Consider the following 15,736-nt stretch of genomic DNA (forward strand, 5'->3'; position numbering starts at 1 on the left):
CCACAGCAGACGTAATAATAAAAAAGCCAATCATAGTGGACTAACTCACCTATGATAATCGCATCCAACTTGCGATGAGAAAAAAGTTAGAGATTTCTTCTCGTTTTTATTATATGGAATAAATGGTTGGGTGTCAATTTAAATAAACTCACTAAATCGTGGCACTATAATCGTTCAAATCAATTACTTTATCGTATCTAGCTAAATCCTTCTGACTATAATGGTGAATAATTTCTATCAGGGTTTTATCCGACTTCAATAAGATATCATGTACCTCAGCGGCTGTCTTTTGATCTAATGCCGAACTAATTTCGTCCGCCAGAATCACAGGACGATCTGTGTATAAAGCTCTTGCAATTCCGATCCTTTGCTTTTCACCACCCGATAAATTAATTCCATTACTACCAAGATTAAAATTCATCCCATACTTCTTTACTACGTTAGTTAAACCGGCTTTAGAAACAACTTCATTGATATTAATTTTTGACTTTTTTCCAAAGGTAATGTTGTACAGGAAACTATCATCAAAAATATACGTATCCTGGCTGATATATCCAAACAAATCTTGAAATTTACATATGTTATGGAGATTGATCAAACAATTATTAATAGAATATTCTCCATAAGATTGAAATTGATCATTTAAAATTAGCTTAAATAAGGAAGACTTCCCCGAACCAGATTCACCAATAATAGCTACTTTTTCACCATTTTGAACGTTAAACGTGAGATTCTTTAAAATCAACTTATTATCAATCGATAAAGTAACGTTGTTCAGCGCCAGTTCATAAAAACGTCTTTCACCGTTTAGATTATCAACTTTAACTGGTTTCATCATATTTTCGACCTTTGATTTAATGTCCTTAGTCGAAATAATCTGATTCCTTAGCTGAATGATATCCATACTTGGCCCTGTAATCGTGTTCGATAACTGAACTACAGCAAAGAAAGTTGCTAATTGAAGATGACCACTAATAACTAATGCAATTCCAAAAACGAACGGAATAACTAGACTAAATATCATCCCCGAAAATTCAACAATCGTGTTGGCATTATTGGTGATGAAATTAAGACTAAAAAGTGATTTTTCAAGGGTATGAGTATCACCTTGATTCTTTTTTGCCGCATTCTGCTCACCATTGTAAATCTGTAAAGTATCTCTACCATCAATTAAATTCTTTATATTATTTAAATAATTTTTACTAGCTGAAGACCACAACATAGAAGCTCTTTTGATCCCATTTTGTGTAAAATGAGAAATAACCATGGGCATCAAGGCTCCAATGACAAATAAAAGGGTGATTTCCCAACTTAAGAGTAAAGACGATATGGCTGAAAAAATGATTGAATAGCTATATTTCATGATTTGCAACTCAGAATTAATCCCATTAGTTTCTAACAATTTATAATCATTCGTCAAAAAACTAAGATATTTATCACTACTCTCATGAGAGTAAAGCATGTTATTAAATAATCTGGATCTTACATTTTCATTAATTTGTTGCTTAGATTTGGACTCAAAATAATTTCGACAAATCGTCGCAGTAAACACAATAATGGCAAACACAGTTGCGCTGATGGCAAATCTTGGAACACCATCTAAGTTTCTTTTAGTGGCAAATGAAATCATAGAACTAATTATGTAAGCAATGATAATATTATCAAAGCTTCCAATCATGGCAGTGATGTTTAACAATATTAAGTTAGCTTTAGATTCGTAACGTAACATAGAAATGTCCCTCTTTATTATTTATCACATTTAAACTATTCACATAATGTAAATAATGCATATAATATCAATAACACAATTATCATTAATTACTACTACAAGCAAAATGAGGATTAGTCTATGGATATTTCTCAAACATTAAAACATGCTCGCATGAAAAATAATTTAACCCAAGATTACGTTGCCAAAAAATTAAATGTTTCTAGAAAAACCGTTTCCAGCTGGGAAACCGGACGTCATTATCCTGATGCCGAAACTTTAGTTGATCTTAGTGACCTTTATCATGTATCAGTTGATAATTTATTAAAAGATAACGTAAAAACTACTAATAATCAGACGGTTTCAAAAAAGCATTTTAATATCTCCACTATTTTTTATTACGCAAACATCTTCTTTTTACTGTTAAGCATAATGAATTTGTTTAGGCCCTTTCATCTTCACTTTGAATGGGTAACTCCATTCTTAGTAATCAACCTTTGTTGTTACATTGTTGCTTATCATAACTGGATAACAACCATTAAAAATAAACATAATCTAATGAAAATTATTCTAGTTTCAATCATCTTCTTTTCAATTACCCTTTTAGTCGGGATGATTTCCATCGAGCCGGGACTATCAACCAAATATGCAATTCCAGATACAATCGGGGTCTTCATCCATATCTTTACAATGACGATTAGTTTCATCGTAGCGTTATATTTTCACTAAAAAAAGAATTACCACCAATTTAGTAATTCTCTTTATCATATTATGAAAGTGCATGACATCCCAGCTACCATCACGTAACAATTAAGTAATTTATGTCTACTCTAACGTTACATACGGTTAATACCATTAATAAATCACACAACGACATTTAAACCAAATCGAATCCATAAAAAAATGATTGCCCCACCAGGCAATCATTTTATTTTACATTTATATGAGCAGCCAAGGACTTGAACCTCAATCTCACGAATAAAGAATTCGTTGCTCTAACAAGTTGAGCTAGCCGCTCGCAAGCAAAACTCAATTACATTTACCAGTATAATGCATATTAGCGCGTTCGACAACACTTTTTGCGGTCGATTAATGAAAACTTCATAATTTTAATTACTAGTGACGATGTCGATTAAACTTCCTGATTTGAAGAATTAAGTAGATTAACAACAGAAGGATAACCAGTAATTCAATCGCGCCCATGATCATTTTCATCACATTTACTGGATTAGCTGACTTGTAAACAACGGGGACACTCATGGAACTGTTTGGTAATAAGTCTAATTCATTTTGAGACGCCTGGATGTTAACCGTTCCAACCCTCTCGCCGTTCGTAATTGGAGCAAGTGGCGTTTTGAAAACCCTAGAGTGGTTGGTAGAGACAAAGTCTGTCTTTAATTTTTCACCCTGCGGTAACCAGTACGTTTGAGGTGCCGTCAAGCCAATTTTAGTTTTAGGATTTTGTCCGTTAACAACGTTGACGGTTTTATTTTTAATCACGTTGTCACCAATCGTAATTGGTTCCAGGCTCTGACTGATTTGATTGAGCATTAATTGAGTTTGGGCGAAACGCTGTTCCTTAGGGGCTCCCAAAACGACGGTAATCACGCGGTCGTTGTTGCTGGTACCGGTTCCCACAAAATTCTCACCCGCGGTATTACTGGTCCCCGTCTTTAATCCATCAATCTTGAATGGATTAGTCTGGCCCAGAAGTAAGTTAGTGTTCTTGTGCGTCTTTCCATCCCATTCCAATGTGGTCATTGAGGTAGTCTTTAAGATTTGCGGGTATTGAGTAATTAATTTCTGTGCTAATTGAGCTAATTCCCTAGCTGACATCGTATTCTCAGCGTCATCACTTAGTTTAGAATTCTTTAGCGCGCCTAAATCGTGATTAGCCAATCCACATGCGTTATAGAATTGCCCGTTCTTAATTCCCAATTTTTTGACTTCTTGATTCATCATTTTGCCGAAGTCGTGGTTAGGACCTGCCAAATATTCGCCAAGTGCCATGGCAGCACCGTTAGCAGAACAAACCAGACTAGCGTCGTACAGTTGTTTAACCGTGTATGATTGACCAGCTTTCAACGGAACGTTGGTAAAATCATCCTTCTGACTCAAACTGGCAACCCCAGGGCTAATTTTGACCTTGCTGTCCCACGAGATCTTTTTTGCTTTTATTTGGTTTAACACAATATATGTAGTAATAAGTTTACTAACGGATGCGATCGGCAACTCTTGGTTAGCGTTTTTGCTATAAATGATCTGGCCGCTGGTGGCATCAACGGCAATGGCACTTTTGGCCTTTATGTTAATTTCATTCTGTGAAATGGGCGGCTGTTTGTTACTAGCATCGACCGTACTAGGATTGAAGATCAGCGGCGTGATTAAAAACACCAGCGAAAATATCACGCTCAGCGTCAGTAATTGATGTTTTTTACTTTTCAAAATCAAATGACCTCTTTTTATTAAATGATATTTTTTGTAGATAACACTTATACGTCTATTGTACTAAATTAGTAAAATAATCAAAATATGGCATTAAAAATAAGCTGATAATCACCATTAAATTATCAGCTTATTTTATCTTGTTTAAGGCTTTAAACAACAATTTCGAAATATATTCTGGTGACTCAGGATTATCTTTTCCAAGCCATTTATCTAAGACATTCCAGTATCCACCAACGAAAAAAGTCATGATGTAATTTGCTCCATTTTTGCTCACGTTTACATGCCACGGAAAATTAAATAAAGAATAAATGTCCTCAGATTTATCTCTCTTTTTTAACATAATCGGAATAAATAAATCTCTTTGAATTAAAATCCTTACCTTATCTTTTTTAGACCACCAAAAGGCAAAAAAGATATCCAATATATCTTTAAATGACATCTCTTCATTAACTTTTTGCTTCAACATTTCAAAATACTCATTAAACAAATTGTCACAATAATAGTTCAGTAAATCCGCCTTATTATCAAAAATACGATAAAAAGTTCGTCGAGCTAATTGGGCTTCTTCAGTAATGTTGCTAATCGTAATTTCAGAATAATTCTTGCGTTTTAGTAGCTCGAAGAAAGCGTCTACGAGCCACGCTCTTGATCGATCGGTACTCTTACTCATTTTTTCCTCCTGTCACAAAACAATGAAATCTGTATCACTTGTTGAAATAGTATAGACGAAATTTAATCTCCAGTACTATACTAACAGCAATTCAAAAAATGTCACACGTGTGACAGCAAGGAGATTAAAAATGAGAAAGTTAAAGTATGCTCTTCCCATCTTGCTTTTGCTTAATATTCTATGCATGATGGATGTTTCAATAATGACAATTATACTGCCAAAGGTTCAATCTGCTTTTAACGAGGGGTTATCCAATCTTTCTTGGGCAATCAATATTTATACAATCATCTTTGCTAGTTTAATCATCCCATTTGGTAGATTATCAGAAAAAATTGGAAAAAATAAATTTGTATACCTAGGGCTTATTATATTTGGAACTGGATCACTATTTACTGGTTTATCGCCAAATTTGCCATTTATGTTAGTTGCCCGTGCCATCCAGAGTACGGGAGCAGCCATGATAATACCAACCAGCATGGTCATCGGATTGAGTTTAACTTCAGACGATAGCCGAAATAAAACACTAGGTGCACTTGCTGGTTCACAAGGTTTAGCAGTTGCTCTCGGACCCGCAATTGGTGGCATTGTATCTCAATATTTAGGATGGCGCTGGGTTTTCTATATCAACGTTCCTTTAATTTTGTTGATTTTATTACTCTTCCCTATCGTTATGCCATTAAGACACGAAAAAACAACCAAGGGCGTGTCACTAGACTGGCTAGGAACTCTATTAAGTATCAGTCTCCTCTTTTCTTTTTCGTTAGCACTAGTACAGGGAAAAGACTGGGGCTGGACGTCACCGATCATCCTTTCTCTGATTGCCATTTCTGTTATTTCATTTTTAGCTTTTATATTTGTTGAAATTAAAGCAAAAAATCCAATGATAAACCTCAAACTCTTTAAGAATCGGAACTTCACTGGATCAGCACTATCGGTGGTACTATGTAATTATTTTTTAGGTGGCTTCGTAATCTTAATTCCCACCTTTCTAACCAAAATATATGGTCATAGCGAATTAACAGCAGCTTTTCTAATTACACCCTACTCAATTGCGGTTATGTTTTCAGTCATTATCACCTCTCTCGCAATTAAAAAAGTTAATAATAAATTCATCATTTCCGTAGGTTTTATATTAATTGGAATCGCATATTATTTACTATCAAAGTTAGACCTTAGTCAAAACTCCTTTCCAATTATCTACGCAGGAATTGTTCTAGGAATTGGGTATGGGATGGTAGCTTCTGCCGCAAATATTTTAATTGCTGCTGATTTTCATGGAACGCTTTTAACCGACTCTCAAAGTGTCGGAAACGTTTTGAGACAAGTTGGGATGGTAATTTCAGTTGCCGTATTTGCTTCCTTACTTTCAAACAACATTAGCACGGCCAAGAAACAAGTAATTAATTATAGCAACATTAACATAGAAAGATTAACAATTCCTCAGCCAATTAAAAACGGAGTTAGATCTAAAGTTAACAAGAGACTGGATCCTAATAATACCAATACTAATAACACTAATGGTTCAGTCTCAAATCCTCAATTTAAAATTCCTAAGTCAAAAATTAATGCCATTAAAACTCAGTCTTACAACAACGCTTTGATGCAAATAAGCTCTAAGATGCGTATCAGTCCAGTTTCTTTACCAATAAACATAAAACAAACTGTGTCAGATCGTGTAAACCAAGTAGTCAATAAACAAGTCGAAACAAAAGAAAATGACATTAACGACCAACTGGGATCGTTCTTAAAATCATTAAAGAACGAAATTAAATCAGAATTTAGATACGCTTTCCTTAAAGTCTATAAAGACATGATTCTAATTCCATTTATTTGCTTACTCATAATTCCAATTTTTAATTTTAAGAAAAAGCAGAAAAATAATAAATAAATATATAAAAATACCATCTAGTTAAACTAGATGGTATTTGAATTCTATTAATTTAGTTCCACCACAACATCACATAAACGATGGTGGCAAACGCAAAGAAAATTCCATTAATTACGTAAGTTTTCTTGGTTGGATAACACAAGAAAACAATCAAGTTGAGAATTAGTAAAATCGGAAGGCCAATAATCGTGATGCTGCTTACAATTGGATCGATAAACTGTGGCATTTTCATTCCGATCATGATTAAACCAAGCAGCAACGCGGAAACCACATAAATCAGGTTGACGATAAGCATCCCGACCGAGACGTACTTACTGTACTTAGTTGAACTTGGCTTACCCTTTTTAAACAGAACGTTATAAAACAAAGCGTAAACCACGGCGAACACCACCATTCCGTAGATTAAAATAATCCAAAACATGGCGGGACTAAGGGTGAGGCTGGTCTTAATGTTTAAAACCGCAAACAATTCAGGAAAACTACCGAAAACAATCAAAGCCGAAAGCAATGGTGCCAAGATAAACTTACCTAATGACTTAAGAAATCGCATGTAGACACTCTTCTCTCAATTAAATTCAATCCTTAGGTAAATTATACTATAAACGAAAAAAATACCAACTAACTTTAAAGTGACATAGAAACTAGACACTCCATGTCACTTTCTAACAACTAAGACCACCATTTTATATAATTTGTTTGATCTTTACGTTTTTTATAACCATGTTTCTCATAAAAAATACGAGCTTTTTTCCTTTCAAATCCTGTAACTAAGCGAATGCCTGAACTCCCATTTTCTTTGGCCCATTTCTCTGCTGCATTTAATAGTTGAGTCGCAATCCCTCGGTTTTGATACTTAGGCTTAACTGCTAATGTCATAATGTTTTTCAAACTTTTGTGATACGTATTCTCATATTCAGCCATATGGATATATCCTACGACTTGGTTCTCATTAGTTTCATAAACAAAAATTTGGTTATTAGGTAAATTTATGATGGTTTTTAATTGATTTAGAGTGTCCTTTACGGGGAAATCATACGTTAAACTTTCTTTATTAATATCTTTGATATCTTGTGCATCTGATAAATTCATTAGTCTAATCATAGAAATTCCACCTCTCGTAAAAAGATATCAACGGTTCCACATATTTAATTAAGATTTTAAATTGCTCATGTTATAGTTCATTTAAATATGTTTGTCAAACAATTCACAATAAGTTTCAAATCATAATTCAGATAATTCCTATCAACAACCATCGACTTAAATTAATTGCAAAATAAAAAATTACCTCGTATAACTTTTTCACTTTAGTAAGTTATACGAGGCAATTTTTTATTATCTTAATATCAATCGATGCTAATTTATACTTAACCCAACTTTAGTTTGGAATTAGCTGGTATTTTACACTATTAATTAAATTAATTTTTTTCTAATGTAGCCAGAACACCAATCAATCACCATAACCATGATAACAATCCCAAACAGGATAATTCCCACTCTGGGCCAATTGCGCGTGTTCAATGCCATAATCATCGGAGCTCCGATTCCACCAGCACCAACCAAACCAAGGATTGAAGCAGCTCGAACTGAAATTTCAAAGCTGTACAAAGTGTACGAAATCAAAGCAGGCAGGATGGTTGGCCACGTCGATAGTGCAAAGACCTGCGGTTTACTACCGCCAGCGGCCACGATGGAGTACTCAGAACTGTGATTCATTTCCTCAATAGATTCTGAGAAGAGTTTCCCAAGCATCCCAATTGAGTGAATTCCAAGCGCCATGACTCCCGCAAAACTACCGGGTCCCACCGCTTTAATGAACATAATTGCTAACACAATTTCTGGAAAAGCTCGAATGGCGGTCAACAGGAAAGTACCCACCTTAGACGTTATGTTGTACTTGCTGCTCTTACTATGAGCGGCAAAGAAGGCAAACGGGACACTGATGACAGCGGCAATGATGGTTCCCAAAAATGCAATGGCAAGCGTCATAATCAGCTGGGAAATCAGGTCTTCTCCACTACCATTGTAAATATAGGACCAATCGGGATGAATCAGTCCCATGAAGATGAACTTGGAAACCGTGCCAGCCGATTCCTGAATCTGACTAAATTTCATGTCAGAGAAACACCAGCCATAAATCAAAATGATGATGATTGCCCAAACGATCCAGCTGTAGCGGTCCCATCGTTTTTGTTTTTCGTTAATTTTTGGAAGGGTCACTGTAGTTTCCTCCTCAAGTAATTACTAAGGATGTCAATCACCAGAACCGTTACGAAGGTTGCAAGAATTACAACCGCCGTCTCGGAGTAGTTAAATTCATCGATGGTTTGTTGAAGATACAACCCAAGTCCTCCAGCACCAACGTATCCTAAAACGGTTGATGAACGAACGTTAACTTCTAGGGTATACAGGAAGAAACTACAAAACTGACCCGCAATCTGGGGAATAATCGCTAAGCGAATAATTTGGAGGATGCTGGCACCGGAAGCTTTCATGGCTTCAGCTGGCCCCATATCGACTGTCTCTAATACTTCATAGAACAGTTTGGAAATCATCCCAAACGAGAAGATGGCAAGGGTAATCGTTCCAGTCGTTGGACCAATCCCAAAGATGGCAACTAAGATAGCTGCCAGTAGCAGTGATGGTAACGTTCTGACGATGTCCAGTACGAACCGAGACGTGCCGTGAATAACCTTACTGTGGTCAAGATTCCGAGCGGCCAGAAAAGCGGCGGGAATCGCAAAAACGGTCCCAATCGTGGTTCCAAGGATTGCCATCTGAACGGTCTGAACCAGTGGGTCCCAGATAAAACTAAAGTACGACCAGTCCGGGTTACTCATTTGACCAATCAGAACCCCAAACTGGGCGATGTTCGAGATAAACAAGCTGGGATCAACCCCACAAATTTTCATGGAGTAAACGAACAGAATTATCAGAATGGCAATTACGATGATGCCCTTAACGTGATACTTCTTAAAAAAGGACATTTTCGGCATTTCGCTAGTGTGCATTAGCTATTGCCTCCCTCGTAAATCGCCTTCAAATCTTCTGGAGTCGAGTCAGCCGCTGGCTTGTCGAACACCAATTTTCCGTCCCGAATTCCAATAATTCGATCCGCAAATTCAAGTGCCAGTTCAACCGAATGGAGGTTAACCAGAACGGTATCATGATCTTTGGCGTTTAAATTCTTCAAATCCTGCATGACCCCGTGACTTGTCTTGGGGTCAAGCGAGGCAACCGGTTCGTCAGCCAGAACCAAATCAGGCTCCTGCATCATTGTTCGTGCGATGGCGACCCGCTGCATCTGTCCTCCAGAAAGTGAATCCGCCCGATCGTATAATTTTTTGAGCATGTTAACGTGCTCAAGTGATCGAACCGCCTTTTCCTTGTCTTCTTTAGTGTACAAACCGAGGAGTGTTTTCCAGATTGGATAGTAGCCAACCCTCCCACTTAAGACGTTTTTTTGAACCGTAAGCCGGTTCACTAAGTTGAAACTTTGAAAAATCATTCCAATTTTTCGGCGAAAGTGACGGAGCGCTTTCCCCTTCAATTTAGAAATATCAGTCCCGTTGATGATAATCTTGCCGTTACTGATATCTTGCATCCGATTAATGGAACGAAACAGGGTGCTTTTCCCAGCACCCGAAAGTCCAACGACAGCGATGAATTCACCGTGTTTGACGTTAAAACTAATATCATCTAATCCTTTAATACCACTAGGATAAGTTTTGGTAACATGATTAACTTGTAAAATATCCGAATCGCTCAATTTAATCCCTCTCGCCTATTCTTTGGTTTTACTAATCTTGTTAGCTTGGTCCATGTACGAATGAAGTTGCTTAAATTCTGACTTCTTGTACGGAACGTATCCCTCTTCTTGATAAATCTTGAAGATAACGTCGTGACCCTCTTTGGTCTTTGCCATGTTCTCGTAGGCTTTGGCAATCTTCTTCTGCCATGATTTCGACATATCACTTCGACAAGCAACCACGTCATTTGGAATGGCCTTAGTCGTGTAAATGACCTTGGTATCCCTCATAACGTTCGGATTATCATTTGAGACTAAGGTTTGAGCTCCTTGGAAAGTAAAGGCGGCATCGTTATTTTTGTTTAAAACGGACAGCACGGCCTGATCGTAACCATTAATAACGTCGGTCTTGATGCCATCCTTGTTAATATTAATTCCGTGCTTCATAAGCTCAACGACCGGGTAAATATAACCCGCCGTTGAATTCGTGGTACCAGTGGCAATCTTTTTGCCCTTTAAATCGTTGATGTTGTTGATACCACTATCTTTTCTGACAACAATTGTGGAATAAAAGTGATCTGATGACTTATTAGTGAGTTGCAAAGTCTTCGGATCGCGTGCTTGGCGCGTCGCTTGAACGAGGGGAACCACCTTGTAATTCTTTTGCGCTAAGACAAAGTCCCCAGGATTCATTTCAGAAACATCTAATGTCTTTGAACCCATGGCCTGAATAAGTGAATTCCCGTCAGTTGAAACCTTGACCGTAACCGGGATATGAAGCTGTTTTTCTAACTGTTTGGCGAGTGGCTTGGCTTCTGCATTGGCCTGCCCAGCGTTCACTGACGGCGTAAAACCAACCGTCAATTTCTTTGGTTTGTAGTTACTAGACTGTTTCCCACATCCAACTAATCCAACCGACAAAAATGTAATGGCAGCACCTGCTGTGATCCATTTCAAAGCTTGCTTGAGTTTCATTACGAGTCCCTCCCAAAAAAATTGTTGTACCAGACAAATTAATCATATCATGATACATACAATTTTCAATAAATATCTTTTAATTGTTCGTATTTTATTTAAATATATGTTCTATTTATCCTTTAATTTCCCATTTATTAATTAATTAACGAATATTGATAATCAATGTAATTAGAGTAATCAAAAAGGACAACACTAATAAGTACGAGTTGTCCTTAAGAAAATTTTGTTAGATAAAAATTATTTTTGTTTCACGTGAAACTATTTTAATAATCATTTCATACCAAATAATAATTGACATTCGTCATCAACGGAAATAAAATAAGTGTATACTAAATAAAAAAGAAGAGATGCCATTATCATCTCTTCTGCATAGGTTTAGTGTGTTATTTGGGTAAAAAGCTAATCTTTGCGGTTAGCTTTTTTTATTATCGCGTATGCTTTAGCAAAGTTAATTGCTGCACGCGAGATAACAAGAACCACTATTGCTAGTGGAACAATCCCAATAACCCACTTTCTTCTGTATTCAAGCGACTCACCTCTTCATTAATTATTAAGGTGGAGATGAGGCTCAACACAGTAAACCTACTAAAGCTCCAATTGGTGATCAAATCAATTATCACTCTGTATATAATCATACCCAATTATTCTAAATAATGGAATAGTTAATTTTTAAAATGAAGTGAAAGGAGAAAGTTTCTTGGATAATCCTAACGAACAACAATTAGCCAGCATTTTCAAAGCTCTTTCTGAACCAAATCGGATTAAAATTCTCAGAATTCTCATGGAAAATAAAAATGAAATGACATGTGGCGAAGTTAGTTCCCATCTCAATCTATCCTTATCAACCGTCTCTTATCATTTCAAAATTCTCAGACACGCGGGATTAACCAATATGAGAAAAGCTGGGCAAACCAAATACCTATCCGTTAATCAAGACTTAATTAACAAAATTCACTTAAATAATGTTATTGAACAGAAGCCATAATTAGACTCCTGTTTTTATTTTGCTTTCAAGATACTTGCATCCAATTCTAGATGGGACTATTCTAATTATAATTTCGATACTTATCGAAATACATTTTACTAATTAGGAGGAATTACCTTGAAGAAAAAGAAGAAATGGACCAAGAAAAAAGTCCTCATCATCATTTCAGTGTTAATCGCCACGTTCATGACGTCGGTTGAGACCACCATTGTCACTACGGCTTTGCCCTCAATACTGAGTAGTTTGCACGGACTGGCTTTTCAGAGTTGGGTGTTCGCTACATATCTATTAACTACAACACTAAGCACACCCATTTACGGTAAATTGAGTGATCGAATTGGCAGGAAGCCCATTTTTCTCTTCGGATTAGCAGTGTTCACGATTGGATCGATGGCTTGTGGACTCTCAACGAATATCGGCTTGTTGATTGCGGCGAGAGCCCTTCAAGGACTGGGTGCTGGTGCAATTATGCCAATCACGTTTACCTTAATTGCCGACACGTTTCCACTAGAAGAACGTTCTAACATGATGGCATGGAATAATACGGCGTGGGGAATTTCGGCCTTAATTGGTCCCATCATTGGTGGTTTTATCGTTGACCAACTCAGCTGGCATTGGATTTTCTTCATCAACGTTCCACTGGGCATCATTGTATTCATTCTAATCTACTTTGGATACGCAGATCCTATTACCAAGAAAACATCCCTCAAAATGGACTATCTTGGTAGCACTTACTTGGCCTTGTTTCTAGTATCACTGTTAGTTACCCTTCAATTTTTGGGTGAACAAAAAATCAACTTTGTCGTAATTATTATTGGATTGGTCATTATTACTACATCATTTATCCTGTTTATTCATGCCGAAAGAAAAGCCAGCGACCCTGTTATTCCGCTGAAACTATTTAAATCATCGACTTTTTCCGCCCAAATCTTAACGGCTTTACTACTGAGCGGGATTCAATTTGGCTTTCAAATTTATTTCCCAATGTGGTTACAGTCCATCTACCGGGTCTCAGCAACAATCGCAGGCTTGGCAATTACACCAAGTCCCATTGCCTGGTTAATCACTTCATTCTTTGTTGGTGCGCTGATTAAGCGTTTCGCTCCAAAGTTTGTTACCATTCCGATTGTGATTATTCAATTTGCATTTTACCTCATTCTGGCATTCAGTTCCGTCTCCCTACCAATGATTTGGTTCTACATCATTTCAGGTGTCACTGGTGCTGGACTAGGAATCGTAATCACGATGAACACGGTGGTTGCGCAAGCAATCGTGCCCAAAGACAACGTCGGCGTTGCTTCCTCAATGATTACTTTGGGGAGGACACTTGGACAAACCGTTATGACTGGTGTATTCGGATTTATCTTTAATCTATCAATCAATCTAGGTCACAACCGTTATCCTGCCATCAACAGCAAACTTCTAAACGATGTAATTTCATCGAAAAATTCTGCTGGAATTCTTCTTCCAGCTAACATCATTAATGATATCAATCAGATTCTCCTCGTCGCCTTTCACAACGTCTTCTGGTTCGCACTGGTACTATTCATCATTATCGTGGTGGTAAATTTAGCGGATAAGTTGAATAAGCCGTTGGATGTAACAAATAAATAAGTGGTTTCAATATTTATCACAAGTTGTCTGCCCACTTATCAAAATCATCAATATTTCCAATTTTATTAGTTTTGCCGTTAAGAGCATCATTTCTAGCTTGAATATTTGCTAAAGTATCTTTATCATCGCGTACATTGCTTCTAGCTTTTCTTTTCCTTACCATAATTCCATCCCCCTTAGATCAATATTAAGGCATCATGTAAACAATGAAAACATGATATACACATTATTTATTATTAATAATTGAATAAAACTCAAAAAACATCCCCACTTCCAAAAAAGTGAGGATGTTTTTCGTATCTTATTTTGTGTAGGTTCTAATCTTTGGTGCTGTGTATGTGGTCATAAATTCATAGATTTCAGACAACGAATCCGAAAAAAGTAACTTTTTGCGATCTTCCACCGTCAAAAATTCCTTTTCGGTCATTTCATCAAACATTTGTTTAAGTGGGTCGTAGTATCCCTGGACGTTATACAACACGCATGGATCATCATTGTCGCCGATTCGAGCCCATGAAAACGCTTCAGATATCTCTTCTAGAGTCCCAGGACCACCGGGGAGTGCAATACAACCATCCGATTGAGTCAACATTTTCTGTTTGCGAATATCCATGTTGGGAACTACCTCTAAACTAGTCAGCCCGTTCATACTGGCACCGCGGTCAACCAGTTCTTTTGGCATAATGCCGTGAACTACTCCACCAAGTTTTAAAACTGTCTTGGCAAGCAATCCCATGAGACCAACACCACCACCACCATAAACCAACGCTAAATCATGGTTAACTAACCATTTCGCTAATTTTTTGGTGGCCTTTTGGTATGCTGGATCATTGCCAGGAGCCGCACCACAAAATACTGCAACTGCTTTCATATTTTATTTTCCTCATTTCAATTTATTTTTATATTAATAAATGTACCATGTCACTTCAAGTCACTAGCGACAGGTGCCTTGGCAAATTGTTTCATGTGAAACTATCTTAATTTTGTTTATTCATCATAAATACTGGCATCATATTTAAAGGGATGGTCCCTAAATAACTGACTGTAAAACACGATTTCGGAAAAAGCTCGATTTAATTTTCTTATGTCGACGGCTTCCCCGGGAGCATCTTTTAGAAAACTCCCATCGTCAGCAAAATTTTTATCGACCTTTCGAATTAAAGTTGGCTTTGGCAGGGTAAATAGGCCCAGTTGTCCAAGCGTTGGTAACAAAGCCGGATAAGAAGATTGACCACCTCGTGAATTATTAGAATAGGTAATAATCTTGGCCGGTTTGCCCTTGGCTTCAAACGCCAAAAAGTCGAGCGCATTCTTTAAAACAGCCGGAAACGAATGATTATATTCAGGAACCAAAAAGAGATAACCATCCGCTTTCTTCATGTCATCCACCCATTTTTGTTCATTAGGTTTTAAAATCCGGTTTTGGTTGTCCATTGGCGCAATATCTTCATAAAAAAACGGCAAATCGTAGTCCGCCAAACTAATAAAATTGAAATCAGCATCATTAACCCGCTCAAAATCACCCTGTCGATTACGTAAGTACTTAAAGATCCGACGTCCCAGACTGGCCTTTCTGGAACTACTCAAAATAACGTTAATTGTCATTAAACATCACCTCAACCCATTTTCTAATCATTATACCTTTAAACTCAAAATAAAAAACCGAACCAGCTTTATCGCCAATCCGGAAATTTACTTAT

General features: G+C 37.0%; 16 protein-coding genes and 1 tRNA gene. 4 read left to right on the forward strand and 13 right to left on the reverse strand.

Going from position 1 to position 15,736, the window contains the following annotated elements:
* Positions 1-151 precede the first annotated feature (151 nt).
* Positions 152-1,729, reverse strand: a complete 1,578-nt coding sequence (locus AC6UDC_RS00330; protein WP_500720701.1) for an ATP-binding cassette domain-containing protein — start codon at positions 1,727-1,729, stop codon at positions 152-154.
* Positions 1,730-1,849: 120 nt separating this feature from the next.
* On the opposite strand from AC6UDC_RS00330, the gene AC6UDC_RS00335 reads away from it, so the two are divergent.
* On the forward strand, positions 1,850-2,437 hold the full coding sequence (locus tag AC6UDC_RS00335; RefSeq protein WP_500720703.1) for a helix-turn-helix transcriptional regulator: 588 nt from the start codon (positions 1,850-1,852) through the stop codon (positions 2,435-2,437).
* Between the two features lie 215 nt (positions 2,438-2,652).
* Here the strand turns inward: AC6UDC_RS00335 and AC6UDC_RS00340 are convergent.
* From AC6UDC_RS00340 to AC6UDC_RS00350, 3 genes are all read right to left on the reverse strand, one after another.
* Positions 2,653-2,726 (reverse strand) — tRNA-Lys (locus AC6UDC_RS00340).
* A gap of 98 nt (positions 2,727-2,824) precedes the next feature.
* The gene (locus tag AC6UDC_RS00345) at positions 2,825-4,153 is read right to left on the reverse strand and encodes a D-alanyl-D-alanine carboxypeptidase family protein (protein WP_500720704.1); all 1,329 of its coding nucleotides are present in this window, start codon (positions 4,151-4,153) and stop codon (positions 2,825-2,827) included.
* Between the two features lie 130 nt (positions 4,154-4,283).
* On the reverse strand, positions 4,284-4,826 hold the full coding sequence (locus AC6UDC_RS00350; RefSeq protein WP_500720705.1) for a TetR/AcrR family transcriptional regulator: 543 nt from the start codon (positions 4,824-4,826) through the stop codon (positions 4,284-4,286).
* 130 nt (positions 4,827-4,956) lie between these two features.
* Between AC6UDC_RS00350 and AC6UDC_RS00355 the strand changes: the two genes are divergently transcribed.
* Entirely contained in the window at positions 4,957-6,714 is a 1,758-nt protein-coding gene (locus tag AC6UDC_RS00355; RefSeq protein ID WP_500720707.1) for an MFS transporter, read from the forward strand.
* 52 nt (positions 6,715-6,766) lie between these two features.
* Here AC6UDC_RS00355 and AC6UDC_RS00360 read toward each other — a convergent pair whose 3' ends face one another.
* The 6 genes from AC6UDC_RS00360 to AC6UDC_RS00385 form a co-directional block, all read right to left on the reverse strand.
* Complete coding sequence (locus AC6UDC_RS00360) at positions 6,767-7,264, reverse strand: hypothetical protein (protein WP_500720709.1); 498 nt, start codon at positions 7,262-7,264, stop codon at positions 6,767-6,769.
* Between the two features lie 119 nt (positions 7,265-7,383).
* Complete coding sequence (locus AC6UDC_RS00365; RefSeq protein ID WP_500720711.1) at positions 7,384-7,815, reverse strand: GNAT family N-acetyltransferase; 432 nt, start codon at positions 7,813-7,815, stop codon at positions 7,384-7,386.
* A 309-nt stretch (positions 7,816-8,124) separates the two neighbouring features.
* A complete protein-coding gene (gene phnE, locus AC6UDC_RS00370) occupies positions 8,125-8,931 on the reverse strand; it encodes a phosphonate ABC transporter, permease protein PhnE (protein WP_500720713.1) in 807 nt (268 codons plus the stop codon).
* The gene (gene phnE / locus AC6UDC_RS00375) at positions 8,928-9,722 is read right to left on the reverse strand and encodes a phosphonate ABC transporter, permease protein PhnE (RefSeq protein ID WP_500720715.1); all 795 of its coding nucleotides are present in this window, start codon (positions 9,720-9,722) and stop codon (positions 8,928-8,930) included. The genes phnE (AC6UDC_RS00370) and phnE (AC6UDC_RS00375) overlap by 4 nt, the downstream gene beginning before the upstream one ends.
* Positions 9,722-10,486, reverse strand: a complete 765-nt coding sequence (gene phnC, locus AC6UDC_RS00380; RefSeq protein WP_500721203.1) for a phosphonate ABC transporter ATP-binding protein — start codon at positions 10,484-10,486, stop codon at positions 9,722-9,724. The genes phnE (AC6UDC_RS00375) and phnC overlap by 1 nt, the downstream gene beginning before the upstream one ends.
* A gap of 9 nt (positions 10,487-10,495) precedes the next feature.
* Positions 10,496-11,434: a phosphate/phosphite/phosphonate ABC transporter substrate-binding protein gene (locus AC6UDC_RS00385; RefSeq protein ID WP_500720717.1), complete on the reverse strand. Its 939-nt coding sequence runs from the start codon at positions 11,432-11,434 to the stop codon at positions 10,496-10,498.
* Between the two features lie 700 nt (positions 11,435-12,134).
* Here AC6UDC_RS00385 and AC6UDC_RS00390 point away from each other — a divergent pair.
* Complete coding sequence (locus AC6UDC_RS00390; RefSeq protein ID WP_500695935.1) at positions 12,135-12,422, forward strand: ArsR/SmtB family transcription factor; 288 nt, start codon at positions 12,135-12,137, stop codon at positions 12,420-12,422.
* Positions 12,423-12,539: 117 nt separating this feature from the next.
* Entirely contained in the window at positions 12,540-14,036 is a 1,497-nt protein-coding gene (locus AC6UDC_RS00395) for an MFS transporter (RefSeq protein ID WP_500720719.1), read from the forward strand.
* Positions 14,037-14,052: 16 nt separating this feature from the next.
* On the opposite strand, the gene AC6UDC_RS00400 is transcribed toward AC6UDC_RS00395, so the two are convergent.
* The 3 genes from AC6UDC_RS00400 to AC6UDC_RS00410 all read right to left on the reverse strand — a co-directional run bounded on the left by AC6UDC_RS00400 (position 14,053) and on the right by AC6UDC_RS00410 (position 15,641).
* Complete coding sequence (locus tag AC6UDC_RS00400; RefSeq protein WP_500699711.1) at positions 14,053-14,199, reverse strand: hypothetical protein; 147 nt, start codon at positions 14,197-14,199, stop codon at positions 14,053-14,055.
* A gap of 138 nt (positions 14,200-14,337) precedes the next feature.
* A complete protein-coding gene (locus tag AC6UDC_RS00405) occupies positions 14,338-14,907 on the reverse strand; it encodes an LOG family protein (protein ID WP_500720721.1) in 570 nt (189 codons plus the stop codon).
* 116 nt (positions 14,908-15,023) lie between these two features.
* Positions 15,024-15,641, reverse strand: a complete 618-nt coding sequence (locus tag AC6UDC_RS00410) for an NADPH-dependent FMN reductase (protein WP_500720723.1) — start codon at positions 15,639-15,641, stop codon at positions 15,024-15,026.
* Positions 15,642-15,736: the final 95 nt, after the last annotated feature.

This window comes from Fructilactobacillus sp. X7R7C1, assembly GCF_059901065.1.